The sequence below is a fragment of the Ruegeria marisrubri genome (assembly GCF_001507595.1).
GTDB classification, from domain to species: domain Bacteria; phylum Pseudomonadota; class Alphaproteobacteria; order Rhodobacterales; family Rhodobacteraceae; genus Ruegeria; species Ruegeria marisrubri.
In genome coordinates, this window is the sequence record NZ_LQBQ01000012.1 from 484,566 (window position 1) to 508,489 (window position 23,924).

Genomic DNA, 23,924 nt, shown 5'->3' on the forward strand with positions numbered 1-23,924 from the left:
TTTCCCGCCGTGGGCTGCCCTTGATGGCTTTGGCGCTTGTCACCCTGACTGCCTGCACCGAACCCGAGGAAATCCTGCCCGGCCCGCGTGAAGACATCCGGCCCACCGCTGACAGCGCGACCGCCGAGGCGATCGGTTCCAAGCCGATCAGCGTGCCCGCGCAAAAGGCGAACGCAAGCTGGGAACAGGGGCCGGGCACGCCGGCCTTCCGTACCGCCAACGCGGCGCTACGCGCCAACCCGCAACGTATCTGGTCGGTCTCGATCGGGGCCGGCGACTCGCGCAAGCGGCGCATCACGGCCGACCCGGTGGTGGCCGGCGGGCTGATCTATACCCTCGATGCCGGGGCGATCGTCACGGCCGTGTCTCCCCAGGGCGGCGTGGTCTGGCAGACCGACCTGATCCCGCCCGGCGAAGGCGAGAAACACGCCACCGGCGGCGGCATGGCCTATTCGGGCGGCGTTCTCTACGTGTCGTCGGGCTTTGGCCGCCTGACCGCGCTTGACGCCCGCACCGGCGCGGTGCGATGGCAGCAGAAGCTGAACGCCACCGGCAGCGGCATGCCGACCATCCGCGATGGCCTGCTGTATCTGGTGGCCGGCGATCAGACCGGCTGGGCGATCAACACAAAGGACGGGCGCGTCGCCTGGCAGGTCGAGGGCACACCGAGCGTCGGCAACGTGCTTGGCGCCCCGGCGCCTGCGCTGACCTCGGACCTTGTGATCTTCGCCTTCGGCTCGGGTGACATCACGGCAAGCTTCCGCCGCGGAGGCCTGCGGCGCTGGAATGCCGCCGTGTCGGGCGGCCGCAAGGGCCGCGCGGCGGCGCAGATCGTTGACGTGACGGGCGGCCCGGTGATTTCGGGTAGCACGCTCTTTGTCGGCAACCATTCCGGGCGCACCGTGGCGTTCCGCGCCGAATCCGGTGAACGGATCTGGACCGCAAGCGAAGGTGCGCTGGGCTCTGTCTGGCCGGTGGGGGATAGTGTCTTTCTGATCAGCGACCGCAGCCAGCTGATCCGGCTCAACGCGGCGGATGGCTCGGTGATCTGGGCCAGGGATCTGCCCGGCTTCGTCAAGGACAAGCCCAGAAAACGCGGCCCGGTCTTTGCCCACTACGGCCCGATCATGGCTGGCGGGCGCATCGTGGTGGCCTCGAATGACGGCTACCTTCGGTTCTTCAACCCGGTCGATGGCACACTGTTGCACCGCGTCGAGGTGCCCGGCGGCGCCACCACCGCGCCCGTCGTGGCGGGCCAGACGCTCTATGTGGTTTCGACCAAGGGCCAACTGCACGCTTTCCGTTGACGGCCAGACGCGCTATAGGGCGCGTCTGAGTCTAGAAAGTTGAGTGACATGTCCCTGACCCTCGCCATCGTGGGGCGCCCGAATGTGGGCAAATCCACCCTGTTCAACCGCCTTGTCGGCAAACGTCTTGCGCTGGTCGATGACCAGCCCGGCGTCACGCGCGATCTGCGCGAAGGCGAGGGGCGGCTGGGCGACCTGCGGTTCACCGTGATCGACACGGCGGGGCTCGAGGATGCCACCGACGACAGCCTGCAGGGCCGGATGCGCCGCCTGACCGAGCGGGCGGTGGACATGGCCGATGTCTGCCTGTTCATGATCGACGCGCGCACAGGCGTCACCCCCACCGATGAAATGTTCGCCGACATCCTGCGCAAACGCTCCAAGCACGTGATCCTGGCCGCCAACAAGGCCGAGGGCGCGGCTGCCGATGCCGGCGTGCTCGAGGCCTACGGCCTGGGGCTGGGAGAGCCGATCCGCCTGTCGGGCGAGCATGGCGAGGGCATGACCGATCTGTATGCCGCGCTTATGCCCCTCGCCGACGAGATGGCCGACAAGGCCGCCGAGGACGCGCCCGAAACCGACGTGGACCTGCCCGAAGGGGCCGAGGACCAGGGCGAAACCCCGGCGATCACCTCGGCAAAGCCGCTGCAGGTGGCCGTGGTCGGCCGCCCGAACGCGGGCAAATCCACCCTCATCAACAAGATCCTCGGCGAAGACCGCCTGCTGACCGGCCCCGAGGCCGGCATCACCCGCGACGCGATCAGCCTGCGCATCGACTGGAACGGCACGCCCATGCGCATCTTCGACACTGCGGGCATGCGCAAGAAGGCCAAGGTCCAGGAAAAGCTGGAAAAGCTCTCGGTCTCGGACGGCCTGCGCGCGGTGAAATTCGCCGAAGTGGTCGTGGTTCTGCTCGATGCCGCCATCCCCTTCGAACAGCAGGACCTGCGCATCGCCGACCTGGCCGAGCGCGAGGGCCGCGCGGTGGTGGTCGCGGTCAACAAGTGGGACGTCGAAGAGCACAAGCAGGAAAAGCTGCGCGAACTCAAAGAGGCCTTCGAACGCCTGCTGCCGCAACTGCGCGGCGCGCCGCTGGTGACGGTGTCGGCCAAGACGGGCAGGGGGCTCGACCGCCTGCACGACGCGATCCTGCGCGCCTATGACGTGTGGAACCGCCGCGTGCCGACCGCCGCGCTGAACCGCTGGCTGACCGGCATGCTGGAACAGCACCCGCCGCCGGCGCCGCAGGGCCGCCGGATCAAGCTGCGCTACATGACCCAGGCCAAGACCCGGCCGCCGGGATTCGTGGTCATGTGCTCGCACCCCGACAAGATGCCGGCCAGCTACACGCGCTACCTGGTCAACGGGCTGCGCGACGATTTCGACATGCCCGGCACGCCGATCCGGCTGACCCTGCGCGGGCAGGGCGACAAGAACCCCTACAAGGGCCGGCGCAAGAAAAACGCGGGCGCCCTGGCCAAGCACCTCAAGGGCCGGTCCTAACCGCGCCAATTCGCAGCATTTTCGCAGGCGGGGCGTGACAACGCCCCGCGCTTGGCGTTAGCATCTGCCTGCGCAACCGATTTTTCGCGTCCTGAATTTCGACGACACCTTTGACCGGGCCATGTGGGGAGCGGGCAGCATATGGATCTGAGGGCTTATACGAGGCAATACGCGGTTCAGAACAACTGGCGCGCCGCGTTCAGCTATTTCGGGACATTCGCGGTCTATTTCGCGTCCCTGTCCCTTGCGATCATCCACGTGGACAAATGGTATGTCCTGATCCCCGCGGGCATCGTCTTTGCCTTCTGCGCCGTGCGCCTTTACGTGCTGCAGCACGACTGCGGGCACCATTCGCTGTTCGAAACCCGCCAGCAGAACGAACTGGCCGGGCATGTCCTGTCGCCCTTCACCTTCGCGCCTTTCGAAGTGATGAAACAGAACCACAACCTGCACCACGCGGGCGTCGGCAACCTGGAACAGCGCGAAACCGGCGAGATTCACACCATGACGCTGCGCGAATGGAACGAGGCCGACTTCTGGACGCGCCTGTTCTACCGCCTCTACCGCAACCCGTTCATCCTGGTGCCGGTCGGGGCGCTGTTTACCTATTTCATCCGCTACCGCTGGCCCAAGAACAGCACCCGCTTCGGCGTCAAGGGCGTGCTTCTGCACAACCTGTCGATCGTGGTCTGGCTGGGCCTGCTCTATCTCGTCGCCGGCAGCACAGGCATCTGGGTCTGGCTCGCCTTTTCATTCCTCGGCGGCATGATCGGCGTGTTCCTAGTGTATCTGCAGCATAATTTCGAGGACACCTACTGGGACAGGCGCCCCGATCTCGATCCGCAACTGGCCGCGTTGCAGGGGTCGTCGGCGCTGGATTTCGGCTGGTGGTTCGACGCGGCCGTGGCCTGCATCACGCTGCACGACATCCACCATTTCAACGCCCGTATCCCCTCGTATCGGCTGCGGGCCTGCCACTACAATCTGCCGCCGGAATACGCCCCGAGGCGCATCAAGTTCCCCGAGGCGCTGGCGGCGCTGAATCTCAAGCTGTGGGACGAGGACGCCAAGCGCCTCGTTCCCTTCCCAAAGAAAGAACGGCGCGCAGGCGTGGCCCAGGCCGGGTGACGGCAACGCATCGCCGTGGTGAATGCCGCGCCGGTCGCAATCGCCGGTGGTGGCAAGAAAGGGGTGACGAATGAAACCGGTTTCGGATGTGCGCGGCGTCGGAAAGGCGCTTGGCGAGGCACTGGTTGCCAAGGGCTACAAGACGGCGGGTGATCTGGCCAGGGCCTCAGCCGAGCAGCTGATGCAGGTGCCCCGCATCGGGGCGGCGCGTGCGCCCTTGCTGATCGCGGCCGCGAAAGAGCTGGCTTTGCCAAGCCCGACGGCCGCTCCCAAGGCCAAGGCGGTGCGGCGCAAACCGGCTGTCGCCCAAGCCCCGGTAGAGGCGGCTCCCGAAACTCCAGAGGACAGCAAGGCCAGCGCCGGGCAACAGGCCAAGAAAGAAGCCGCGGCCCGGAAAAAGGCCAAGGCAAAGGCCAAGGCCGAAAAGGCGGCCCGCAAGAAAGAGGAAATGGAGGCCAAGTTCAAGAAGGCCAAGGAAAAGGTCAAATCCAAGTCCAAGAAGTCCAAGAAGAAAGACAAGAAAGAGGACAAGGACAAGGACAAGAAGAAAGAGAAGAAGTCCAAGAAGGACAAGAAGGACAAGAAAAAGGCGAAGAAGTAAGCCTCCTTCGCCCGTGTCCTGCACCAGCCGGCGCCGGGGTCCCGGCCGCCGGTTTTCTTATGCCAGCGTGCCGTCCAGCTGCAGGGTCAGCTTGCCACCCAGATAGGGCGACAGGGCCTCGGGCAGGGTGACGGTGCCGTCCTCGTTCTGGCCGTTTTCCAGAACGGCGATCAGGCAGCGCCCCACGGCCAGCCCCGAGCCGTTCAGCGTGTGCAGGTATTCCGGCTTGCCGCCGCCCTCGGGGCGGAAACGCGCGTTCATCCGGCGGGCCTGGAAATCGCCGCAGGTCGAGACCGAGCTGATTTCGCGATAGGTGTTCTGCCCCGGCAGCCAGGCCTCGATGTCATAGGTGCGGCGCGCGCCGAAGCCCATGTCGCCGGTACACAGGATCACGGTGCGATAGGGCACGCCCAGCTTTTCCAAGATGCCCTCGGCGCAGCGCAGCATGCGCTTTTGTTCCTCGTCCGACTTGTCGGGATGCGTGACCGAGACCATCTCGACCTTCTCGAACTGGTGCTGGCGCAGCATCCCGCGCGTGTCCTTGCCCGCCGATCCGGCCTCGGACCGGAAGCACAGCGAATGCGCGGTGTAGCGGCGCGGCAGATAGCTTTCCTCGACGATGGTGTCATTGACGATATTGGTCAGCGAAACTTCGGAGGTCGGGATCAGCCACCACCCTTCGCGGGTCTGATAGCTGTCCTCGCCGAACTTGGGCAGCTGCCCGGTGCCGAACATCATCTCGGACAGCACCAGAACCGGGCCGTTGACCTCGGTCAGGCCGTTTTCCTCGGTATGGGTGTCCAGCATGAACTGGGCCAGCGCGCGGTGGATCTTGGCCACGCCACCCGACAGCAGCACGAAGCGCGAGCCCGACAGCTTGGCCGCGGTTTCGAAATCCATACCGTTTTTCACGGCCTCGATCTCGAAATGCTCCTTGGGGGCAAAGCCGAACGCGCGCGGCGTGCCCCAGCGGCTGACCTCGACATTGTCATTCTCGTCCGCGCCCTCCGGCACGTCCTCGGCGGGCAGGTTGGGGATGCGCGACAGCTTGTCGGACAGCATGGCGTCCAGATCCTTGGCCTCGTTCTGCATCCGCGCGATCTCGGCCTTTTTCTCGGCCACCAGCGCGCGCAGGCGCTGGAACTCGGCCTCGTCACCGCGCGCCTTGGCGGCGCCCACCTCTTTGCTGGCCTTGTTCTGTTCGGCCTGCGCCGTTTCGGCCGCCAGGATCTTGGCCCGGCGGGCTTCGTCCAGCCGCAGCAGATCGGACGACACCGGCGCCTCGCCCCGGCGAGCGAGCGCGGCGTCGAAGGCAGCAGGGTTTTCGCGAATGGCGCGGATGTCATGCATGGTTCAGATCCTTGGCAAATGAATCACTCCGCCCGCTTATGCACCATCTGGCGCGCAGGGTGTAGCACCCGAATTGCCTTAGCTGTCGGTGTCTTCGCGCGCGTCATGGGCCAGATGGCCATCCCATGGCACCGCGGGAATCTTGGGTTCGGGCGGATCGGCCATGTAGGACGGGGTCATGATCTGCACGCCGTTTTCGTTGAACACGGCCACGATGTTGCGGTGCAGATCCGAGCGTATCCTGGGGATCGAATTGCCGCGGGTGGTATAGGCGTTGATCTGGTAGTTGATGGCATAGTCGGCCAGCGCGGTCCACAAAACGAACGGGGCCGGGCGGGCCTTGAGCCCCTTGGTGCGCCGCGCCGCCTCGATCAGCATCGCCTCGACCTTTTCGGGCGGCTCCTCATAGCCGATCCCGACCGTGGTGTGCACCAGAAGGCCGTTGCCGTCGGTCGGTTTCGAGAAATTGATCACGTCCGAGTTCATCAGTTGCGCGTTCGGGATCGAGATCAACTCGTTCTTGATGGATTTCAGGTGGGTTTCCATCAGCTTGATCTGCACCACGTCACCGATATGTTCCCCGATCTGGATCCGGTCCCCGACCGAGGTCGAACGGCGGTATATCACGAACAGCCCGGCCAGCATGTTGCTGACTACCGAATTTGCGCCCAGCGACAGCATGGCGCCGACCAGGATCGTAAGTCCTTGAAATGCGGCTGAATCCGAACCCGGGATGTAGGGGACAGCAAATACCAACGCTATCAGGATCACGATGACTCTGGCGATGTTGAAGGTCGGGTTGACCCAGTGTTTCTCGAAATCCCCTATGTCGAAGGTGCCGGCTTCGACCGCGTCAAAGAAAACACGCAACCCCTTGATGACATAGAATGCCACCCACGAGATCAACGCGAGCATGATCAGGTTGGGGATATAGCTGATGATACCCTTGAAAATCAGAAGGACGGGTTCGGTCAAATAGGTCAGAAGCAGCTGCGCCAGATAACGGGACTCGGCAAAGGCCAGCAGAACGAAGGACAGGTAGTAGTAGAACCCGAGGAAGAAGATGACGAGGAGAACAAAGTTCAGGCCATATCGGATCAGGGCGGCAATGGCCTCGGCTTGCACGCTTTTGGCGGTGGCCTCTTCGACGTCCTTCAAATAGCGCCGAACAAAGACCAAGGTGCGCCGCCTGATGCGGCGGTGAAGCCATAGTATGATGACAACGAAAGCGACAAATCCCAAGGTCCACGCAGCGGCCTCGATGGCGCCGGAAACTCGGGCCTCTTCGGTTCTGTTCGCGCGATAGGCGACGATGGCTTCGCGGATGGCGTCCCCGTGCAGCAGGCTGAGAACCGCCAGGTCCATCTGCTCGAGTTCGGCGTCGGCGTCCGTGACGATGGTCACCAACACGCCGTCCGCAAGGATGCGCGTTCCAAGCTCCGATTCCTCAAACGTGATTTCGACATCTTTTGCGTCCGAGGATTCGGCGACCTCGATGATCGCGTTCTGAATACTTTCGGCGCGTTCCGGAGCAGGTAGCGCGCTGGAACCGCGGATGTGAAACAGCGTGTCCCCGTCCACGATGACCGGAGCCTTGAAGGTTTCGCTCAAGGCTTCTTCAGTTTCGGGCGCCTCGCCGCTCGTCTCCTGCGCCTGGGCAGGCGCGGAAACTGCCCATGCCAAGGCAGTGACAGACAAAAAAAGAACCAATAGATGGAATGGTTTGAAGAAATGCCGCATCCGTTCCCCCTTGAATTGACTATATCCAAGTCGAGCGGCCTTCCTAGGTCATATCTGCAACGCATCGCATCATCTTGGCCTTTCGTGACACCTTTGTCCCGAGGTGAGTGCAGGCCTTCGCTTGCAAAGGATCATTTCAAGGCATAGTTTCCCGGCAAATTCGCGGCGATACGTCCGCGTTCCCAAGAAATAAAAAGGAATATCCCATGGAAGGTGGCGCAATCGCCCAGTTTCTCCCGCTGATCCTGATCTTTGCGATCATGTATTTCCTTCTGATCCGCCCGCAGCAGAAGAAGATGAAAGAGCATCAGGCCATGGTCGAGGCACTGCGCCGGGGCGATCAGGTCGTCACCCAGGGCGGTCTCATCGGCAAGGTCGCCAAGGTCAAGGAAGACGGTGAACTCGAGGTCGAGATCGCCGAGGGCGTCAAGGTTCGCGTGGTCAAGTCGACCATCGCCCAGGTTCTGAACAAGACCGAACCGGCGAAGTGATTTCGTCGCATAAATCCTTGAAAAGGCAGGGTAATGCTGCAAATTGACACCTGGAAGCGGGTTCTGATCTGGTTGGTCTGCGTGGCTGGCTTGCTGATGGCCCTGCCAAACGCGTTCTACACCCGCGTCGAACAATCCAACGATGCCGAGGCCGCGATCGAGCTGGGCAATGACACCCCCGAGATGCAGGCGCTGGCCGCCCAATGGCCCAGTTGGATGCCTTCCTCGCTGGTCAACCTGGGCCTGGACCTGAGAGGTGGCGCGCATCTGCTCGCCGAGGTTCAGGTCGAAGACGTCTACGAATCCCGGATGGAGGCGATGTGGCCGGAAATCCGCGACGCCCTGCGGGGCGAGCGCGCAACCGTCGGCACCATCCGCAGACAGCCTTCGGCACCCGACGAGATTCGCATCAAGATCAGCCAACCCGAAGGCATGGCCCGTGCGCTCGAGGTCGTGCGCGGCCTGTCGCGTCCGATTCAGACCCTGACCGGTGCTGGCGCCTCGGATATCGAGGTTCGCGCCGAGGGCGACGAGATCATCGTGCAACTGTCCGAAGCCGAGAAACTGGCCTCCGACGACCGCACGGTCCGGCAGGCGCTGGAAATCGTGCGCCGGCGGATCGACGAGGTCGGCACGCGCGAGCCGACGATCCAGCGGCAGGGGGCCGACCGCATCCTGATCCAGGTGCCGGGTATCGGCAGCGCCTCGGAGCTGAAGGAAATCATCGGCACCACCGCGCAGCTGACCTTCAACCCGGTCGTGTCGCGCGGCACCGACCCGGATGCCCCTGTAGGCGTGGGCGAAAAGGTGATCCCCTCGCTGGACGAAGAGGGCGTCTATTACACCATCGAGGCCGCCCCGGTCGTGACCGGCGAGGAACTGGTGGACGCGCAGCCGTCCTTTGACCAGAACGGCCGCCCGGCGGTGAATTTCCGCTTCAACACCTCCGGCGCGCGCAAGTTCGGCGACTACACCCGTGACAACATTGGCGCCCCCTTCGCCATCGTTCTGGATGACGAGGTGATCTCGGCCCCGGTGATCCAGAGCCACATTCCCGGCGGTTCGGGCATCATCACCGGGCGTTTCACCGTCGAGGAAAGCACCAACCTGGCCGTGCTGCTGCGCGCAGGCGCGCTGCCTGCGGGTCTGGAGTTCCTCGAAGAGCGCACCATCGGCCCGGAATTGGGCCAGGACAGCATCGACGCAGGCAAGGTGGCCACCATCGTCGCCTTCGTCGCCGTGCTGACCTTCATGGCGCTCAGCTATGGCCTGTTCGGGATCTTCGCCAACATCGCGCTGCTCATCAATGTGGGTCTCATCTTTGGCCTGCTGTCGATGATCGGAGCCACCCTGACGCTGCCGGGCATCGCCGGGATCGTGCTGACGGTCGGCATGGCGGTTGACGCCAATGTTCTGATCTTCGAGCGCATCCGCGAGGAATTGAAAACCGCCAAGGGGCCGTCGCGGGCCATCGAGCTTGGCTATGAAAAGGCGCTTTCGGCCATCCTTGACGCCAACATCACGACCTTCATCACGGCCGTGATCCTGTTCGCGATGGGGTCGGGGCCGGTTCGCGGCTTTGCGATCACCCTGGGTCTGGGCCTCATCACCTCGGTCTTTACCGCGATCTTCGTGACGCGGCTGATGATCGTGATGTGGTTCGAACGCCGCCGCCCGAAAACGATCGAGGTTTGACATGCGATTGAAACTTATTCCACAGGAAACCTCTTTCGATTTCTTCAGCCGGTGGAAGATCTGGCTGGGTATCTCGGGTCTGATGATGGTGGTGGCCTTCACCTCGTTCCTGCTGCAGGGCCTGAATTTCGGCATCGATTTCCGGGGCGGCACCACGATCCGCACCGAAAGCGCACAGGCGATCGACGTGGGCGCTTACCGTGACGCGATCGCGCCTCTGGATCTGGGTGATGTGACCATCACCGAGATCTTCGACCCGACCTTTGGCCCGGATGAAAACGTGGCCATGATCCGCATTCAGGCACAGGAAGACGCCGAGGCGGTGACCGCGGACGTCATTGACAACGTGCATGACGCGCTGCGCGGCGTCGATCCGGATATCAAGATTGTCTCGGTGGAATCGGTCGGCCCGAAAGTGTCGGGTGAGTTGATCCAGACCGCCGTGATTGCAGTCGTTCTGGCGATATGTGCGGTGCTGGTCTATATCTGGCTGCGCTTCGAGTGGCAGTTCGCGCTAGGCGCCGTGGCTGCGCTGGTACATGACGTGATTTTGACCATCGGGATCTTCTCCGAGCTTCAGATTCGCTTCGACCTGGCGATCATCGCGGCCCTTCTGACCATCGTCGGCTATTCGCTGAACGATACCGTGGTCGTGTTCGACCGGGTGCGCGAGAACCTGCGGAAATACAAGAAGAAGGACCTGAAAGAGGTTCTGAACATCTCGATCAATGAAACCCTCAGCCGCACGGTGATGACCTCGGTCACGACCCTGCTGGCGCTTGTTTCGCTCTATGTGCTGGGCGGCGACGTTATCCGCGGCTTCGTCTTCGCGATGATCTGGGGCGTGATCGTGGGAACCTATTCTTCGGTCTTCGTGGCCTCGACCATCCTGCTGTGGCTGGGGGTCAAGCGCGACTGGTCGAAACCTTCGAACACGGCGGGCAACCAGTTCGCCAACATCGATGCCTGACGCCCTGCTGCAGGCCCTGGCGACGCCGGGCCTTGGCTGGATGATGTTCACGATCGGAGCCGCGGGCCTTGTCCGCGGCTTCACCGGTTTCGGCACCGCGATGATCTTCGTCCCCGTCGGCAGCCAGTTTCTGCCGATCCCGGACGTTGTTTTCCTCATGGCGGCGACCGGCATCTTTTCGACCGCGGCGCTGGCCCCGCAGGCCTGGCGCCAATGCGACAAGGCAGAGGTCTCGACCCTCGCGCTGGCGGCGGCCCTGACGGTGCCGGTCGGCCTGTGGGTAATGTCTCAGCTCGAGGCCGTCACATTGCGCTGGATCGCCAGCGGCGTCATCGGCCTGACCCTGACTGCGGTGATCACAGGCTGGCGCTGGCATGGGCGGCTCGGGCTGCGGGGGCGGCTGGCCATCGGAGGCAGCGCGGGCACGATCGGCGGCATGACCGGGCTGACCGGGCCGGTGGTGATCGTGTTCTACCTGGCCAATGCGCGCGACGTGCGCACGGTGCGGGCCAACACCATCATCTTTCTGGCGATGCTCGACATCGTGATCGTGGCCAATATCCTGCTGGGCGGGTTGGCTGGCCCCTCGACGCTGTGGCTGGTGGTCCTGCTCTCGATCCCCTATCTTGTCACCACACTGGTCGGCAAGGCGCTGTTCGATCCGTCGCTGGAAAGGCTCTACCGGATCGCCTCTTACGCGGTGATTGCCACGGCCGTGATCTCGGGCCTGCCGATACTGGAGTGAAGGAAAGCCGATATGCGCCTCAATGAAATGACATTCTCCGATGCACAGCCGGTTGACGGCTACGGCCCAGGTTTCTTCCGCATCGGCGGCGAAATCCATCAAGGAGCGGTCCTGACCGGCACTTTCGGGACACGGCCCTGGGGCGGATACGAGGACTCGGCACCGCTTCTGGAACTGGCTCTCGACATTGACGTGCTCTTCATCGGAACCGGCAAGGACATGGCGCACATCCCTGCAGACCTTCGATCGGCACTCGAAGGTGCCGGCTTGGGTGTCGAGATCATGAACTCTCCCGCAGCCTGCCGCACCTACAACGTGCTGCTCTCCGAGGGCCGCCGCATCGCGCTGGCCCTCCTCCCGGTCTGACGCATCCCTTCATCTGGCTGCAAATATCCCGGGGAGTGTGAGGGGCTGGCCCCTCACTCTTGTGCTCTCCACCGACGCCCTGCGGCAAATCCGGCCTTTTTCCCCTTGCAGCAATCAGATAAGCGGGTCTCATGACACTGACCGTTACCAACCTCGCCATCACCCGCGGCGGCGTGCCCGTGCTCGAGGGGATCAACTTTGCGCTCGAGCCTGGGAAAGCCCTGATCCTGCGCGGCCCGAACGGAATCGGCAAGACGACGCTTCTGCGCACGCTGGCGGGGCTGCAGCCGCCGCTGGCCGGCGTGATCGACGGGGCCGAGGATACGGTGGCCTATGCGGGCCATTCCGACGGGCTGAAACCGACCCTGACCGTGGTCGAGAACCTGCGGTTCTGGGCCTCGGTGTTCGGCGCTGCGGACATCCAGAGCGCTCTGGACGCCTATGGCCTGAACGAACTGGCCGATCGGCAGGCCGGGAACCTTTCGGCGGGCCAGAAACGGCGGCTGGGCCTGTCGCGGCTGCTCGTCACGGGGCGGCCGATCTGGATGCTGGACGAACCGACGGTATCGCTCGACCGCAACGCGGTAGCCATGTTCGCCGATGCGGTGCGCGGGCATCTGGGGCAGGGCGGGTCGGCCCTGATCGCCACCCATATCGACCTTGGCCTGGACGGAGAGGTTCTGGACGTGGGCCCCTACAAGGCCAAGCCGAAACCCATCGACGATTTTGACGGAGGCTTCCTGTGATCGCCCTGCTCAAGCGCGACCTGACCCTGGCCTTCCGCGCGGGCGGAGGCTTTGGTCTGGGGCTTGCATTTTTCCTGATCGTCACGGTGCTGGTGCCGTTCTCGGTCGGGCCGCAATCCTCGCTGCTGTCCACCATTGCCCCAGGCGTGTTGTGGCTGGGGGCGCTGCTGGCCTGCCTGCTGTCGCTCGACCGACTGCTGGCGCTGGATTGGGAGGACGGCTCGCTCGACCTGCTCGCCACCGCTCCGCTGCCGCTGGAATCGGTGGTGACGATCAAGGCGCTGGCGCACTGGATCACCACCGGCCTGCCGCTGGTGCTGGCCGCGCCCGTGTTGGGCGTGCTGCTGAATCTGCCGGTGCCCGGGTTCTTCTGGCTCGTCGTGTCGCTGGCGCTCGGCACCCCGGCGCTAAGCGTCATCGGCACCTTCGGCGCGGCCCTGACCGTGGGGCTCAAGCGGGGCGGGCTGCTGCTGTCGCTTTTGGTTCTGCCGCTCTACGTGCCCACGCTGATCTTCGGCGCCGAGGTGGCCCGTCGCGGCGCGACAGGGATGGAGACCGCCACGCCTCTGCTGATGCTGGCCGGGATCACCGCCGCAACCATCGCCCTGCTGCCTTTTGCCAGCGCCGCGGTTCTCCGCGTCAATCTACGTTGACCAATGTCAATTGAGAACTGCCCCGAGTCGGACTAGATAAGCGCCATGTCGATAGCATCCAAAGCCAACGCCCTCTGGGAATACGCCAACCCCAAGAAGTTCCTCACCACGACCGAGCGCGTGCTGCCGTTCTTCTGGATCAGTTCCGCCGTCTTTATCGTGGTCGGCCTGGTCTGGGGGTTCTTCTTCACGCCTGACGACTACAAGCAAGGGTCCACGGTCAAGATCATCTACCTGCATGTGCCTTCGGCGCTCATGGCCATCAATTGCTGGATCATGATGCTGGCGACCTCGCTGGTCTGGCTGGTGCGCCGTCACCATGTCAGCGCGCTTGCCGCCCGCGCCGCGGCGCCGGTGGGGATCGTGATGACGCTGATCGCGCTGGCGACCGGGGCCATCTGGGGGCAACCGATGTGGGGCACCTGGTGGGCCTGGGATCCGCGCCTGACCTCGTTCCTGATCCTGTTTCTGTTCTACCTCGGCTACGTCGCCCTGTGGGAGGCGATCGAGGACCCGGATACCGCGGCCGACCTGACCTCGGTCCTGTGCCTGGTCGGTTCCGTCTTTGCCTTCCTCAGCCGCTACGCGGTCAATTTCTGGAACCAGGGCCTGCACCAGGGTGCCTCGGTCATGCGGGTTGGCGCGGTCACCGGCACCGATACCGAGGAAAAGGTCAGCAATATCTTCTTCTTCCCGCTGCTCGTCTGCATCATCGGCTTCGTGCTGCTGTTCATCGCGCTGGTGTTCTATCGCACTGGAACCGAGATCAGGGCGCGGCGGATCAAGGCGCTGATCGCGCGTGAAAGGGTGAACGGATGATGCCCGATCTGGGAAAATACGCGGATACGGTTCTGTCGGCCTATGCGGCGTCGCTGTTTTTGCTGGTTGCGCTGGTGGTCCTGAGCATCCTGCGCGGCCGCAAGGTGCGGGCCGAAATGGAAAAGGTCGAAAAGAGGATGTCGCGCAATGGCTAAGGTCTCGCCTCTGATGATCGCGCCGCCGCTGATTTTCGGCGCCTTCGTGTTGTTGGCGGCCTTCGGCATGATGCGCGAGAACAAGGAGGAGCTGCCGACCGCGCTTGCGGGCAGGGATGCGCCGCCCGTTGATCTGGTGCAACTGGGCGACAAGCCGCTCTGGTCGGACGAGACCTTGGGCGATGGTGAGATCAAGCTGGTCAACTTCTGGGCCAGCTGGTGCGCGCCTTGTCGGGTCGAGCACCCGAACCTCGAAGCCCTGAAGGAAGAGGGGATCACGATCCTGGGCGCGAACTACAAGGATGACCCCGGGAATGCCCTGGCCTTTCTGCAAGAGCTTGGGGACCCATACGAGGCCGTCGGGGCCTCGGCGAGGAACATGAACATCGACTGGGGCGTTTACGGCGTTCCCGAGACTTTCCTGATCGACGGCGAGGGCAAGGTCATTCTGCGGATCGCGGGTCCGCTGACGCAGCGGGAACTGACCAACCGCCTGCGTCCGGCGATGGAGGCGGCAGCGGCGAAGTAAAGCCGATTTGTTCCGCAGCGCGAACAAGGCGCCTGAAATTTTTCCAAGGCGGAAACAAAAAGCCCCGGCATCTGCCGGGGCTTTTCTTTTCTGATGTGGTGCGGGTTAGGACTCTTTCGCCAGGTTCCGCAGCACGTAGTGCAGCACGCCACCGTTCTCGATGTATTCGATCTCGGGCGCGGTATCGATACGGCACCTGAGCGTGATGGTCTTCGCGGTTCCGTCTGCGTAGGTGATGGTGCAGGGCACCTCCTGCAGCGGCTGGATGGTGTCCAGACCGTGGATCGAGACGGTTTCATCACCCTTCAGGCCCAGCGTCTTGCGGTTGTCGCCGCCGGTGAACTCGAACGGGATGACACCCATGCCGACCAGGTTCGAGCGGTGGATGCGCTCGAAGCTTTCGGCGATCACGGCCTTGACGCCCAGCAGTGCGGTGCCCTTGGCAGCCCAGTCACGCGACGAGCCCGCGCCATACTGTTCGCCGCCGAAGACGACCAGAGGGGTGCCCTGTTCCTGATAGGCCATCGAGGCTTCGTAGATCGAGGTCTGTTCGCCATCGGGGCCCTTGGTATAGCCGCCTTCGACGCCGTCCAGCATCTCGTTCTTGATGCGGATGTTGGCAAAGGTGCCGCGCATCATGATCTCGTGGTTGCCGCGGCGCGAGCCATACGAGTTGAACTCGCGCGGCTGTACCTGACGCTCCAGCAGGTATTTGCCGGCCGGCGAGGACGCGGCGAACGAACCTGCGGGCGAGATGTGGTCGGTGGTGACCATGTCGCCCAGGATCGCCAGAACCTTGGCGCCCTCGATGTTCGAGATCGTGCCCGGCTCGGGGCTCATGTTCTGGAAGTAGGGCGGGTTCTGGATATAGGTCGAGCTTGCCGGCCAGTCATAGGTTTCCGCATCGGTGGTCTCGACCGCCTGCCACTTCTCGTCGCCCTTGAACACGTCGGCGTACTTCTTGAGGAACGCCGCGCGGGTCACGGTCTTGTCGACGAGCTCGGCGATTTCCTGGTTGGTCGGCCAGATGTCCTTGAGGTAGACCGGTTTGCCGTCCTTCGAAGTGCCCAGCGGTTCGCTCGTCAGGTCGATGTTCATGTCGCCGGCCAGCGCATAGGCCACGACCAGCGGCGGCGAGGCCAGGTAGTTGGCGCGCACGTCCGGCGAGATCCGGCCCTCGAAGTTCCGGTTGCCCGACAGGACCGACGTCGCGATCAGGTCGTTGTCGTTGATGGCCTTCGAGATCTCGGGCTGCAGCGGACCCGAGTTGCCGATGCAGGTGGTGCAGCCATAGCCGACCAGGTTGAAGCCGATGGCGTCTAGATCGTCCTGCAGGCCGGCGGCCTCGAGATACTCGGTCACCACCTGCGAACCGGGGGCCAGCGACGTCTTGACCCAAGGCTTGCGGTTCAGACCCAGCTCGCGCGCCTTGCGCGCCACCAGACCGGCACCGATCAGAACGTAGGGGTTCGAGGTGTTGGTGCACGAGGTGATCGACGCGATCACGACGGAACCGTCGCGGATTTCGTAGTCTTCGCCTTCGACCTTTGCGGTCTTGTGCAGGTTCACCGGCTTGGTCGCCACGGGACCTTCATCGGCCATGTCCTTGGCGCCGTTCGAGATGTCGATCCCGCGGTATTCCGCCACCACCTTTTCAAAGGCCGAGGATGCGCCGGTCAGCGGCAGGTAGTCTTGCGGGCGCTTCGGGCCCGAGATCGCCGGCACGATGGTGCCCATGTCGAGTTCCAGCGTCGAGCTGTAGATCGGCGCGTAGTCCGCGCCGCGCCAGAAGCCGTTTTCCTTGGCGTAGGCTTCGACCAGGGCGATGCGGTCCTCTTCACGGCCGGTCTGACGCAGGTAGCGCAGGGTTTCTTCGTCGATCGGGAAGAAGCCACATGTCGCCCCGTATTCCGGCGCCATGTTGGCGATGGTCGCGCGGTCGGGCAGCGGCAGGTGATCCAGACCCTCGCCGTAGAATTCGACGAACTTGCCTACAACGCCATGCTTGCGCAGCATTTCGACGACCTTCAGCACCAGGTCGGTGGCGGTAGTGCCCTCGACCATCTGGCCGGTCAGCTTGAAGCCGACGACCTCGGGGATCAGCATCGAGATCGGCTGACCCAGCATCGCGGCCTCGGCCTCGATCCCGCCGACGCCCCAGCCCAGAACGGCCATGCCGTTGACCATGGTGGTGTGGCTGTCGGTGCCGACCAGCGTGTCGGGATAGGCGACCTCTTCACCGTTCTGGTCGGTGTCGGTCCAGACGGTCTGGGCCAGGTATTCCAGGTTCACCTGGTGGCAGATGCCGGTGCCCGGCGGCACCACGCGGAAGTTGTTGAACGCGCTCTGGCCCCATTTCAGGAACTGGTAGCGCTCCATGTTGCGTTCATATTCGCGGTCCACGTTCATCTGGAACGCGCGTGGGTTGCCGAACTCGTCGATCATGACCGAGTGGTCGATGACCAGGTCAACCGGGTTCAGCGGGTTGATCTTCTGGGCGTCGCCACCAAGGTTCTTGATGCCGTCGCGCATTGCCGCCAGGTCCACCACGGCGGGAACGCCGGTGAAGTCCTGCATCAGCACGCGGGCGGGGCGATAGGCAATCTCGCGCGGGTTCTTGCCGCCGTTTGCGCCCCATTCGGCAAAGGCCTTGATGTCATCGACCGACACCGAGAAGCCGCCGTCTTCGAAGCGCAGCATGTTTTCCAGCACCACCTTGAGGGCCGCGGGAAGTTTCGAGAAATCGCCCAGTCCGGCCTCTTGCGCGGCGGGGATCGAGTAATAGGAAATGGACTTGCCGTTCACGCTGAGCGTCTTGCGTGTCTTGGCGGTATCCTGTCCAACTTTGATGGGCATCTATGGCCTCCCTCTCAAATGGCGTGGATTTCGGGATTCGCTGGTGGCTATCTGCATCACCAAGGCCAATGGTTCAAGGTGCAAGAGAGGGGGTGCGGCAATTTTTGTATACCATTGCACACATAATTTTCGACCTTGGCGCCCCAAGTCTCAAGAAACCTTGATTGGTTATTGAGTGATTGCGGATATAAACCGGGTAAAGCTGGAATGTTTTGGTAACGGTCATGTTGAAGTTTGCGGCGGCGGCAATTCTGGTATCGCTGGTTACGGCAGCCCCCGCGGATGCCGAGGATCATCCGGTCGTGGTCGAACTTTTCACCTCGCAGGGGTGTTCTTCCTGTCCTCCCGCCGACGAACTGATGCGCGATCTGTCCCAAAGGGATGACGTGATCGGGTTGGCCCTGCACGTGGATTACTGGGATTACATCGGCTGGAAGGACCTGTTTGCAAAACCGGCGCATACTCAGCGCCAGAAAGCCTATGCCCGGGAAGGTGGCCGGGCGATGATCTATACCCCGCAGATGATCGTCAACGGCCAGGCGGATGTGGCGGGCTCGGATGGGCTCGAAGTGATGGGGTTGATTGCCGAATACCACTCGGCCGCCCAAGTGGCGACGGTCGTGGCCGAGCGAAGCGGAAGCGAACTGGGGGTGAAAGTCACACCGCTGGATTTGTCAGGCGACGAAACCTACGAAGTGCAGTTGGTCCAGTATTCCCCGCTTCGGCATGCTGCAATCGAACGGGGTGAACTGGCGGGACAAGAGTTCAACTATGCCAATGTCGTGGAAAGCTGGCAGGTTCTGGGGCAATGGGACGGAACGACCACGGCAACCTTCACGGCGACGCTCGACCCGGCCCTGTCTGCGGCCGTTCTGGTTCAACGCGCCGGGCAGGGGCCGATCGTCGCGGCAACGCGGGCGGACTGATCAGGGCATGTCCTCGGGCTGAACGCCCAGCCCGTTCCAGGCTTTCCAGCGGCGGTGAATCCAGAACCACTGGCCCATGTGCTGGCGGACGACTTTTTCCAGGTCGTCGTTCAGATACTGTGTCATGGTCTCGGGATCGGTATGCGGCACGGGCTCGTGCACCACGATGTCGAAATCCACGCCATTGGGACGGCGCACCGCGTAGCAGGGCAGCATGACCGCGCCATACTTGATCGCCAGTTCCGCGTTCAGCACCGAGGTCACGGCAGGCTTGCCGAAAAAGGTCAGTTCCTCTCCGCCATGCGCGTGCAGGTCGGACACGATGGCGATATGCCCGTTTCGCTTCAGCGAGCGGACCATCTCCATCATGCCGCGGCGGCCTTGCTCGAACATGGGTTCGCCGGTCTTGTGGAAGGCCGCGACATATGCGTCGTTGAAATACGGGTTGGCCATGCGGCGATAGAGACATCCGAGCGGAATGCCGCTGCGCTCTTGCAGCGCGATCCGGATGGCAAGGTAGTGGCCGAAATGCGCAGAGATCACCATGACCGGCCTTCCTTCCTTGCAGGCGGCGTCATAGGCGGGGATGCCGGGCCCCATGATCCTGGCGCGCTTTTGCCTTTCCACGAATTCTTCGGGCGAGAAATGCTCCATGATCGCGCGGCCGGCATTGTCGCAAACCTGGCGGCTGATCTTTTCCGCCTCTTCCTCGGAGAGGTCCGGACAGGTCAGTTTCAGGTTTTTCAGCACCCGCTTGCGGAAGCCGACGAGTGGGGCCAGCGCCTGAGCCAGCTTTCCTGTCGCCGCAATCCGGCGCTCGTAGGGCAACAGGCGTATGCTTCCGATGAAGCCGCGGAGAAACAGACTGGAGATGTAGTATTTTCCCAACTCAAAACGATTGAGTTCCGATTTTTCGACGGGCATTGCGTGGTCTCACCGGCGTTGCGTTTCGCGGTGCCAGACATACAGACCCGCTCCGGCGATCACAAGCGTGCCGCAGATCGTCCATATGTCGGGAAATTCGGCGTAGAACAGGGCGCTCCACAAGGCGGCGAACCCCAGTCCGCTATAGGCATAGGGCGCCAGCATCGATGCCTCGCCCGCGCTGAATGCCCGGATCAGCAGCATCTGCCCCATCGTGCCGAAACCTGCCACCAGAAGGATCAGGACCCAGCCGGAGGATTCGGGGGCCTGCCATTGTGCCGGGGCCAACAGTGTCAGCAGGATCGTTCCGACCAGCCCGGTATAAAACAGCGAGGTCCAGGGGTCTTCGTCCGGGCCGACGCGGCGGGTGAGCAGCGCGTAGGCCGAATAGCAGATGGCGGCGCCCACAGGGTAGAGGGCGGCCACCTGGAATACGCCCGATCCGGGGCGGATGATGATGACGGCGCCGAGAACTGCCAGGGCAATTCCGATGATGCGGCGCGGGCCAAGGGATTCACCCAGAAACAGCGCCGCACCGAGGGTGATCATCACCGGGTTCAGCGACATGAGCGCGGTGGCGTCGGTCAGCGGGATGCGGCTGATGCCGGTGAAGAAGAACCCGGTCGCCCCCAACAACAGGAGCGAGCGCAGGAACTGAAGCAGCGGATAGCGCGTTCGCACGACTTGGTGCAGCCGGGGCAGAACCAGCAGGAGCACGACCATCATCTGCCCGGCGTATCGGACCCACAGCGCGGACAGCACGCCGATCTGCGGCGCAAGCGCCTTGACCGTCGCATCCATGAGGGAAAAGCAGAGAATCGCGAGCACCATGAACAGGATGGGTCGGCTGGCACTTGCGCTCATGCGGAGCGTCCGATGCATGGGAAAAGGGTTGAAACGAATGCCATGCCCGTTGATAGGCCGGTTTCTCGGCGCCTGTCGACTGGAAAAGGCGCGCCATCATTCGTTGGTTGACACCTGGCTGTCTTCGTCCAAAGGGATCAACGTGATGCCACCTTCGCTTTCCAGAGTTCGGATCGTGCCGACGATTTCTGCCATCGCCTGTTCCGCCTCGGCCTGTTTCACCTTGCCGCGTTCGCCCATCTCTTCGCGCAGGGTATCCGCCATGCGCGACGACGTATTGGACAACAGGAAATCGACGGCTGCTTGGTCACCCTCGGTCGAAGCGCCGGCAAGCGCGGTGGTCAACGTCGCCTGATCTACGCCGCGCAGGATGGCAGGGACATCGCGTGGCTGTATGCGCCGGGGGATATGTTCAAAGGTAAAGATTGCCCGGCGCACTTCCGAGGCGAAGTCCGTGTCCTCTTCGTCCAGCGCGCTGAGCAGCCCGTCGCGCGTCGCGGCCGGGGAGTGGTTCAGAATGGCCCCGACACGCTCGCCCGGTGCATCCTTGAAGGCTAGATCGGGTTTCCTGTCCAACTGAGCGGCCAATGCCCAGCCGATCCGGTCCACGGTCTCGGGCGTGACGTGCGCCGTGCGGGACATCGCAAGCGTGATGCGCCGCGCCTCGGGGCCAGGTAAATGCCCCAAGAGTTCAGCGGCCTTGGCCGTGTCGAGTTTCGAGAGCATCACCGCCGCCACCTCGGTGCTTTCGGCCTGAGCAACAGCGGCCAGTTCCCCGGCGTCGAGCGCGCGCAGACGCTGCCACGGATCGCCCGATTGCCGCACCCCGGCCTCTTTCCGCAGACGCGCGGCAGTGGACGGGCCGATCCGCCCCGCCACTGCATCCAGCGCCCCGGCCAGACCGTGCGGGAATGACAGGCCGACGCCATCCAGCGCCTCGGTGAATTCCTGCGCGACCGTGGCCAGCGTGACGCGATCGACAAGCCCCATCCGCCCCATCTGGAGCGTGAGTTTTTCCTGCAAATCCTCAGGCAGTTCCTCGAGCGGGATATCGGCGCCTTCGTTCAGCAGCAGGCGCACGACGATGGCGGCCTTTTCCCGCCCGGAAAGCACGCGCGGGACGATCCGCTGGTCCTGAGTGTCCGAAGAAAACCCGGCGCCGGCGACGGGCGCGCCGGGTTCAATCTGCATCAGCGTCTGTTCGTTCTGCATCTGCCTGCGTTGCCAATGGTTCGTGGTCTTGCAGACAAGTTATGCCAAGGGCCGTAAAGAAACCCTGAACCTCAGTAGTTGTAGGTCAGTCCCGTCCGGATCGCCTGACGCAGGGAAGTTTCGGCCCAGCTGCCCTGTCCGCCGCGCGCCACGATCTCGCGCCACTGCGCAATGGCCTGATCCGTCTTGCCATCAGCGACAAACCCCTGGCCCATGTAGCTGCGGGCGAGGATGTTGTCCGGGTTGGCCGTGATCGCTTTTTCATAAAAGACGTTGGCCAGTTCCAACTCACCCATCTTGCGATAGGTGAACCCCCAATAGGTCAGAACCCGGTCGTCGTTCTGATCCGGCATGACGCGAAGGATGTTCTGCGCATGTTCATACTGGCCATTATAGGCAAGCTCCCGCACGGCCTGATACAATTCTTCATCGGTGAAGTTGCTTTTCGACGGTTTCACACATTTCTTGGCGTTGGCGTCCCAGACGCGGCCAAAGAGGCATTTCTTGGTCGTATTGGTCGTTTTCGGCGGGCTTGATCCTCCGCCTCCGGCGGCGTCAACATTCGCGGGAGCCATGGACAGGCTCATGGCGGCAATTGCGGCTGAAATCAAAAGGCGCATCGAAAAACTCCATCGACTATCGGGCACCCGTGATCATAGTGCATCCAAGAGAAAAGCGAGCCTTTTTCGGCCCGCTTCTCTACAAAACTCGGTGAACGGTGCTTTAGCTGTTTACAGCCTTCACACAGCTTTGGCTTTCGCTGTCCCAGACGGTGCCGGGGGCGCAGGACTGGGTTTGCTTGTGCAATTCGCAGGCCGACGCTGCGGTCGCAAACAACCCGACAGCCACGGCGCAAGCCAGAGTTCTCAGCGTCATCGCGTTTCTCCTGTCTCGCCTTGTCCGGCCATCATAGACGTTTTCGCGGATTCGGGCAAAAAACGAGGCCCGGACCGTTTGCCTGCGGTCCGGGCCTTGCATTCGGTCAGGCGAGGTTTTTCCGGTTACTCGCCGAAAACACGCGAGAAAATGGTATCGACGTGCTTGGTGTGATAGCCGAGATCGAATTTTTCCTCGATCTCCTCGCGGCTCAGGGCGGCGGTCACCTCGGGGTCGCCCAGCAGCTCGGTCTTGAAGTCCTTGCCTTCTTCCCAGACCTTCATCGCGTTGCGCTGAACCAGGCGATAGGCGTCCTCGCGGCTGACACCGGCCAGCGTCAGGGCCAGCAACACGCGCTGCGACATGACGAGGCCGCGGAACTTGTTCATGTTGGCCAGCATGTTCTCGGGGTAGACGACGAGGTTCTCGATCACGCCCGCCAGACGGTTCAGCGCGAAATCCAGCGTAACGGTCGCGTCCGGGCCGATGCCGCGCTCGACAGAACTGTGCGAGATGTCGCGCTCGTGCCAGAGCGCCACGTTTTCCATCGCCGGGATGACCGCCATGCGCACCAGCCGAGCGAGGCCGGTCAGGTTCTCGGTCAGGACCGGGTTGCGCTTGTGCGGCATCGCCGAGGAACCCTTCTGGCCCTTCGAGAAGAACTCTTCGGCCTCCAGCACCTCGGTGCGCTGCATATGGCGGATCTCGACGGCGATGTTCTCGATCGACGATGCGATGACGCCCAGCGTGGCAAAGAACATCGCGTGGCGGTCACGCGGGATGACCTGGGTCGAGATCGGCTCGGGGCGCAGGCCGAGTTTCTCGCAGACATGTTCCTCGACGCGGGGGTCGATGTTGGCGAAGGTGCCCACGGCGCCGCTGATCGCGCCGGTGGCGACTTCCCAGCGGGCTTTTTCCAGACGGTTCTTGTTGCGGTCCATTTCCGCGTAGAAGCGGGCGAAGGTCAGTCCCATCGTCGTCGGCTCGGCGTGAATGCCGTGGCTGCGGCCGATGCGGACGGTTTCCTTGTGCTCGTAAGCGCGTTTCTTGAGCGCGGCCAGCACCTTGTCCATGTCGGCCAGCAGGATGTCTGCGGCGCGCACCAGCTGCACGTTCAGCGTGGTGTCCAGCACGTCCGAACTGGTCATGCCCTGATGGACAAAGCGGGCCTCTTCGCTGCCGATGTGCTCGGCTAGGTGAGTAAGGAAGGCGATCACGTCATGCTTGGTGACGGCCTCGATCTCGTCGATGCGGGCCACGTCGAATTCCACATCCTTCGCTTTCCAGACAGCTTCGGCGTTCTCGCGCGGGATCACGCCCAGATCGGCCATCGCGTCGCAGGCATGGGCTTCGATTTCATACCAGATACGGAACTTGGTCTCGGGCGACCAGATGGCGACCATTTCGGGGCGGGAGTAACGAGGGATCATGGGCAGCGGCACCTTTTTTCGGTTGGCAAGGAGGGTTG

Annotated in this window: 24 protein-coding genes; 15 read left to right on the forward strand and 9 right to left on the reverse strand. The window is 63.2% G+C overall.

Translation table 11 applies throughout. From position 1 onward, the window contains the following. Window positions 1-23: 23 nt before the first annotated feature. The 4 genes from AVO45_RS09355 (at window position 24) to AVO45_RS09370 (ending at window position 4,539) form a co-directional block, all read left to right on the forward strand. A complete protein-coding gene (locus AVO45_RS09355; RefSeq protein ID WP_240482104.1) occupies window positions 24-1,307 on the forward strand; it encodes a PQQ-like beta-propeller repeat protein in 1,284 nt (427 codons plus the stop codon). A gap of 48 nt (window positions 1,308-1,355) precedes the next feature. Next, entirely contained in the window at window positions 1,356-2,810 is a 1,455-nt protein-coding gene (gene der / locus AVO45_RS09360; protein WP_068346224.1) for a ribosome biogenesis GTPase Der, read from the forward strand. 141 nt (window positions 2,811-2,951) lie between these two features. Further along, window positions 2,952-3,938, forward strand: coding sequence for a fatty acid desaturase (locus tag AVO45_RS09365; protein WP_068346226.1), 987 nt, complete (start codon window positions 2,952-2,954; stop codon window positions 3,936-3,938). Window positions 3,939-4,008: 70 nt separating this feature from the next. Next, window positions 4,009-4,539: a helix-hairpin-helix domain-containing protein gene (locus AVO45_RS09370; RefSeq protein WP_068346229.1), complete on the forward strand. Its 531-nt coding sequence runs from the start codon at window positions 4,009-4,011 to the stop codon at window positions 4,537-4,539. 57 nt (window positions 4,540-4,596) lie between these two features. On the opposite strand, the gene serS is transcribed toward AVO45_RS09370, so the two are convergent. Both serS and AVO45_RS09380 read right to left on the reverse strand, forming a co-directional pair. Beyond that, window positions 4,597-5,889 carry a serine--tRNA ligase gene (gene serS, locus AVO45_RS09375; protein WP_068346230.1) on the reverse strand — a complete coding sequence of 431 codons (1,293 nt, stop codon included), beginning with the start codon at window positions 5,887-5,889 and terminating at the stop codon, window positions 4,597-4,599. A 78-nt stretch (window positions 5,890-5,967) separates the two neighbouring features. Next, window positions 5,968-7,500, reverse strand: coding sequence for a mechanosensitive ion channel family protein (locus AVO45_RS09380; protein ID WP_240482105.1), 1,533 nt, complete (start codon window positions 7,498-7,500; stop codon window positions 5,968-5,970). A gap of 335 nt (window positions 7,501-7,835) precedes the next feature. Between AVO45_RS09380 and yajC the strand changes: the two genes are divergently transcribed. The 10 genes from yajC (at window position 7,836) to AVO45_RS09430 (ending at window position 14,798) form a co-directional block, all read left to right on the forward strand. Then, window positions 7,836-8,120 (forward strand): preprotein translocase subunit YajC, encoded by a 285-nt coding sequence (gene yajC, locus AVO45_RS09385; RefSeq protein WP_068346231.1) that lies wholly within the window; start codon window positions 7,836-7,838, stop codon window positions 8,118-8,120. A gap of 33 nt (window positions 8,121-8,153) precedes the next feature. Further along, window positions 8,154-9,815: a protein translocase subunit SecD gene (secD, locus tag AVO45_RS09390; RefSeq protein WP_068346234.1), complete on the forward strand. Its 1,662-nt coding sequence runs from the start codon at window positions 8,154-8,156 to the stop codon at window positions 9,813-9,815. Window position 9,816: 1 nt separating this feature from the next. Next, window positions 9,817-10,785 carry a protein translocase subunit SecF gene (gene secF / locus AVO45_RS09395; protein ID WP_068346236.1) on the forward strand — a complete coding sequence of 323 codons (969 nt, stop codon included), beginning with the start codon at window positions 9,817-9,819 and terminating at the stop codon, window positions 10,783-10,785. Then, the gene (locus AVO45_RS09400) at window positions 10,778-11,530 is read left to right on the forward strand and encodes a sulfite exporter TauE/SafE family protein (protein WP_068346238.1); all 753 of its coding nucleotides are present in this window, start codon (window positions 10,778-10,780) and stop codon (window positions 11,528-11,530) included. Before secF ends, AVO45_RS09400 begins: the two co-directional genes overlap by 8 nt. Window positions 11,531-11,542: 12 nt before the next feature. Further along, window positions 11,543-11,896: an Mth938-like domain-containing protein gene (locus AVO45_RS09405; RefSeq protein ID WP_068346240.1), complete on the forward strand. Its 354-nt coding sequence runs from the start codon at window positions 11,543-11,545 to the stop codon at window positions 11,894-11,896. 131 nt (window positions 11,897-12,027) lie between these two features. Beyond that, window positions 12,028-12,642 carry a heme ABC exporter ATP-binding protein CcmA gene (gene ccmA / locus AVO45_RS09410; RefSeq protein WP_068346242.1) on the forward strand — a complete coding sequence of 205 codons (615 nt, stop codon included), beginning with the start codon at window positions 12,028-12,030 and terminating at the stop codon, window positions 12,640-12,642. Next, the gene (ccmB, locus tag AVO45_RS09415) at window positions 12,639-13,295 is read left to right on the forward strand and encodes a heme exporter protein CcmB (protein WP_068346244.1); all 657 of its coding nucleotides are present in this window, start codon (window positions 12,639-12,641) and stop codon (window positions 13,293-13,295) included. Before ccmA ends, ccmB begins: the two co-directional genes overlap by 4 nt. Before the next feature lie 45 nt (window positions 13,296-13,340). Beyond that, on the forward strand, window positions 13,341-14,114 hold the full coding sequence (locus AVO45_RS09420) for a heme ABC transporter permease (RefSeq protein WP_068346246.1): 774 nt from the start codon (window positions 13,341-13,343) through the stop codon (window positions 14,112-14,114). Next, entirely contained in the window at window positions 14,114-14,269 is a 156-nt protein-coding gene (ccmD, locus tag AVO45_RS09425) for a heme exporter protein CcmD (protein ID WP_068346724.1), read from the forward strand. The genes AVO45_RS09420 and ccmD overlap by 1 nt, the downstream gene beginning before the upstream one ends. After that, on the forward strand, window positions 14,262-14,798 hold the full coding sequence (locus AVO45_RS09430) for a DsbE family thiol:disulfide interchange protein (protein WP_068346248.1): 537 nt from the start codon (window positions 14,262-14,264) through the stop codon (window positions 14,796-14,798). Before ccmD ends, AVO45_RS09430 begins: the two co-directional genes overlap by 8 nt. 105 nt (window positions 14,799-14,903) lie before the next feature. Here AVO45_RS09430 and acnA read toward each other — a convergent pair whose 3' ends face one another. Then, complete coding sequence (gene acnA / locus AVO45_RS09435) at window positions 14,904-17,654, reverse strand: aconitate hydratase AcnA (protein WP_068346250.1); 2,751 nt, start codon at window positions 17,652-17,654, stop codon at window positions 14,904-14,906. Between the two features lie 224 nt (window positions 17,655-17,878). Here acnA and AVO45_RS09440 point away from each other — a divergent pair, with 224 nt between their 5' ends. After that, window positions 17,879-18,580, forward strand: coding sequence for a DUF1223 domain-containing protein (locus AVO45_RS09440; protein ID WP_068346253.1), 702 nt, complete (start codon window positions 17,879-17,881; stop codon window positions 18,578-18,580). Here the strand turns inward: AVO45_RS09440 and AVO45_RS09445 are convergent, their stop codons facing one another. The 6 genes from AVO45_RS09445 to purB form a co-directional block, all read right to left on the reverse strand. Continuing rightward, window positions 18,581-19,504: a lysophospholipid acyltransferase family protein gene (locus AVO45_RS09445; RefSeq protein ID WP_068346255.1), complete on the reverse strand. Its 924-nt coding sequence runs from the start codon at window positions 19,502-19,504 to the stop codon at window positions 18,581-18,583. Window positions 19,505-19,513: 9 nt separating this feature from the next. After that, window positions 19,514-20,368, reverse strand: a complete 855-nt coding sequence (locus AVO45_RS09450; RefSeq protein ID WP_068346257.1) for a DMT family transporter — start codon at window positions 20,366-20,368, stop codon at window positions 19,514-19,516. Between the two features lie 96 nt (window positions 20,369-20,464). Next, window positions 20,465-21,580 (reverse strand): flagellar motor switch protein FliG, encoded by a 1,116-nt coding sequence (locus AVO45_RS09455; RefSeq protein WP_068346259.1) that lies wholly within the window; start codon window positions 21,578-21,580, stop codon window positions 20,465-20,467. A 71-nt stretch (window positions 21,581-21,651) separates the two neighbouring features. Beyond that, window positions 21,652-22,200 carry a tetratricopeptide repeat protein gene (locus AVO45_RS09460; RefSeq protein ID WP_068346261.1) on the reverse strand — a complete coding sequence of 183 codons (549 nt, stop codon included), beginning with the start codon at window positions 22,198-22,200 and terminating at the stop codon, window positions 21,652-21,654. Between the two features lie 103 nt (window positions 22,201-22,303). Beyond that, entirely contained in the window at window positions 22,304-22,456 is a 153-nt protein-coding gene (locus AVO45_RS19710) for a hypothetical protein (protein ID WP_157770132.1), read from the reverse strand. Between the two features lie 125 nt (window positions 22,457-22,581). Beyond that, complete coding sequence (gene purB / locus AVO45_RS09470) at window positions 22,582-23,886, reverse strand: adenylosuccinate lyase (RefSeq protein ID WP_068346266.1); 1,305 nt, start codon at window positions 23,884-23,886, stop codon at window positions 22,582-22,584. Window positions 23,887-23,924 lie beyond the last annotated feature (38 nt).

Bases quoted from the DNA above. Each gene is read 5' to 3' on its own strand.
- acnA (WP_068346250.1), bottom strand. From the start codon at position 17,654: ATGCCCATCAAAGTTGGACAGGATACCGCCAAGACACGCAAGACGCTC.
- ccmD (WP_068346724.1), top strand. From the start codon at position 14,114: ATGCCCGATCTGGGAAAATACGCGGATACGGTTCTGTCGGCCTATGCG.
- AVO45_RS09430 (WP_068346248.1), top strand. From the start codon at position 14,262: ATGGCTAAGGTCTCGCCTCTGATGATCGCGCCGCCGCTGATTTTCGGC.
- ccmA (WP_068346242.1), top strand. From the start codon at position 12,028: ATGACACTGACCGTTACCAACCTCGCCATCACCCGCGGCGGCGTGCCC.
- purB (WP_068346266.1), bottom strand. From the start codon at position 23,886: ATGATCCCTCGTTACTCCCGCCCCGAAATGGTCGCCATCTGGTCGCCC.
- AVO45_RS09455 (WP_068346259.1), bottom strand. From the start codon at position 21,580: ATGCAGAACGAACAGACGCTGATGCAGATTGAACCCGGCGCGCCCGTC.
- secD (WP_068346234.1), top strand. From the start codon at position 8,154: ATGCTGCAAATTGACACCTGGAAGCGGGTTCTGATCTGGTTGGTCTGC.
- AVO45_RS09445 (WP_068346255.1), bottom strand. From the start codon at position 19,504: ATGCCCGTCGAAAAATCGGAACTCAATCGTTTTGAGTTGGGAAAATAC.
- AVO45_RS09460 (WP_068346261.1), bottom strand. From the start codon at position 22,200: ATGCGCCTTTTGATTTCAGCCGCAATTGCCGCCATGAGCCTGTCCATG.
- AVO45_RS09450 (WP_068346257.1), bottom strand. From the start codon at position 20,368: ATGAGCGCAAGTGCCAGCCGACCCATCCTGTTCATGGTGCTCGCGATT.
- AVO45_RS19710 (WP_157770132.1), bottom strand. From the start codon at position 22,456: ATGACGCTGAGAACTCTGGCTTGCGCCGTGGCTGTCGGGTTGTTTGCG.
- AVO45_RS09440 (WP_068346253.1), top strand. From the start codon at position 17,879: ATGTTGAAGTTTGCGGCGGCGGCAATTCTGGTATCGCTGGTTACGGCA.
- AVO45_RS09400 (WP_068346238.1), top strand. From the start codon at position 10,778: ATGCCTGACGCCCTGCTGCAGGCCCTGGCGACGCCGGGCCTTGGCTGG.
- secF (WP_068346236.1), top strand. From the start codon at position 9,817: ATGCGATTGAAACTTATTCCACAGGAAACCTCTTTCGATTTCTTCAGC.
- AVO45_RS09355 (WP_240482104.1), top strand. From the start codon at position 24: ATGGCTTTGGCGCTTGTCACCCTGACTGCCTGCACCGAACCCGAGGAA.
- AVO45_RS09420 (WP_068346246.1), top strand. From the start codon at position 13,341: ATGTCGATAGCATCCAAAGCCAACGCCCTCTGGGAATACGCCAACCCC.
- yajC (WP_068346231.1), top strand. From the start codon at position 7,836: ATGGAAGGTGGCGCAATCGCCCAGTTTCTCCCGCTGATCCTGATCTTT.
- AVO45_RS09370 (WP_068346229.1), top strand. From the start codon at position 4,009: ATGAAACCGGTTTCGGATGTGCGCGGCGTCGGAAAGGCGCTTGGCGAG.
- AVO45_RS09365 (WP_068346226.1), top strand. From the start codon at position 2,952: ATGGATCTGAGGGCTTATACGAGGCAATACGCGGTTCAGAACAACTGG.
- AVO45_RS09405 (WP_068346240.1), top strand. From the start codon at position 11,543: ATGCGCCTCAATGAAATGACATTCTCCGATGCACAGCCGGTTGACGGC.
- der (WP_068346224.1), top strand. From the start codon at position 1,356: ATGTCCCTGACCCTCGCCATCGTGGGGCGCCCGAATGTGGGCAAATCC.
- serS (WP_068346230.1), bottom strand. From the start codon at position 5,889: ATGCATGACATCCGCGCCATTCGCGAAAACCCTGCTGCCTTCGACGCC.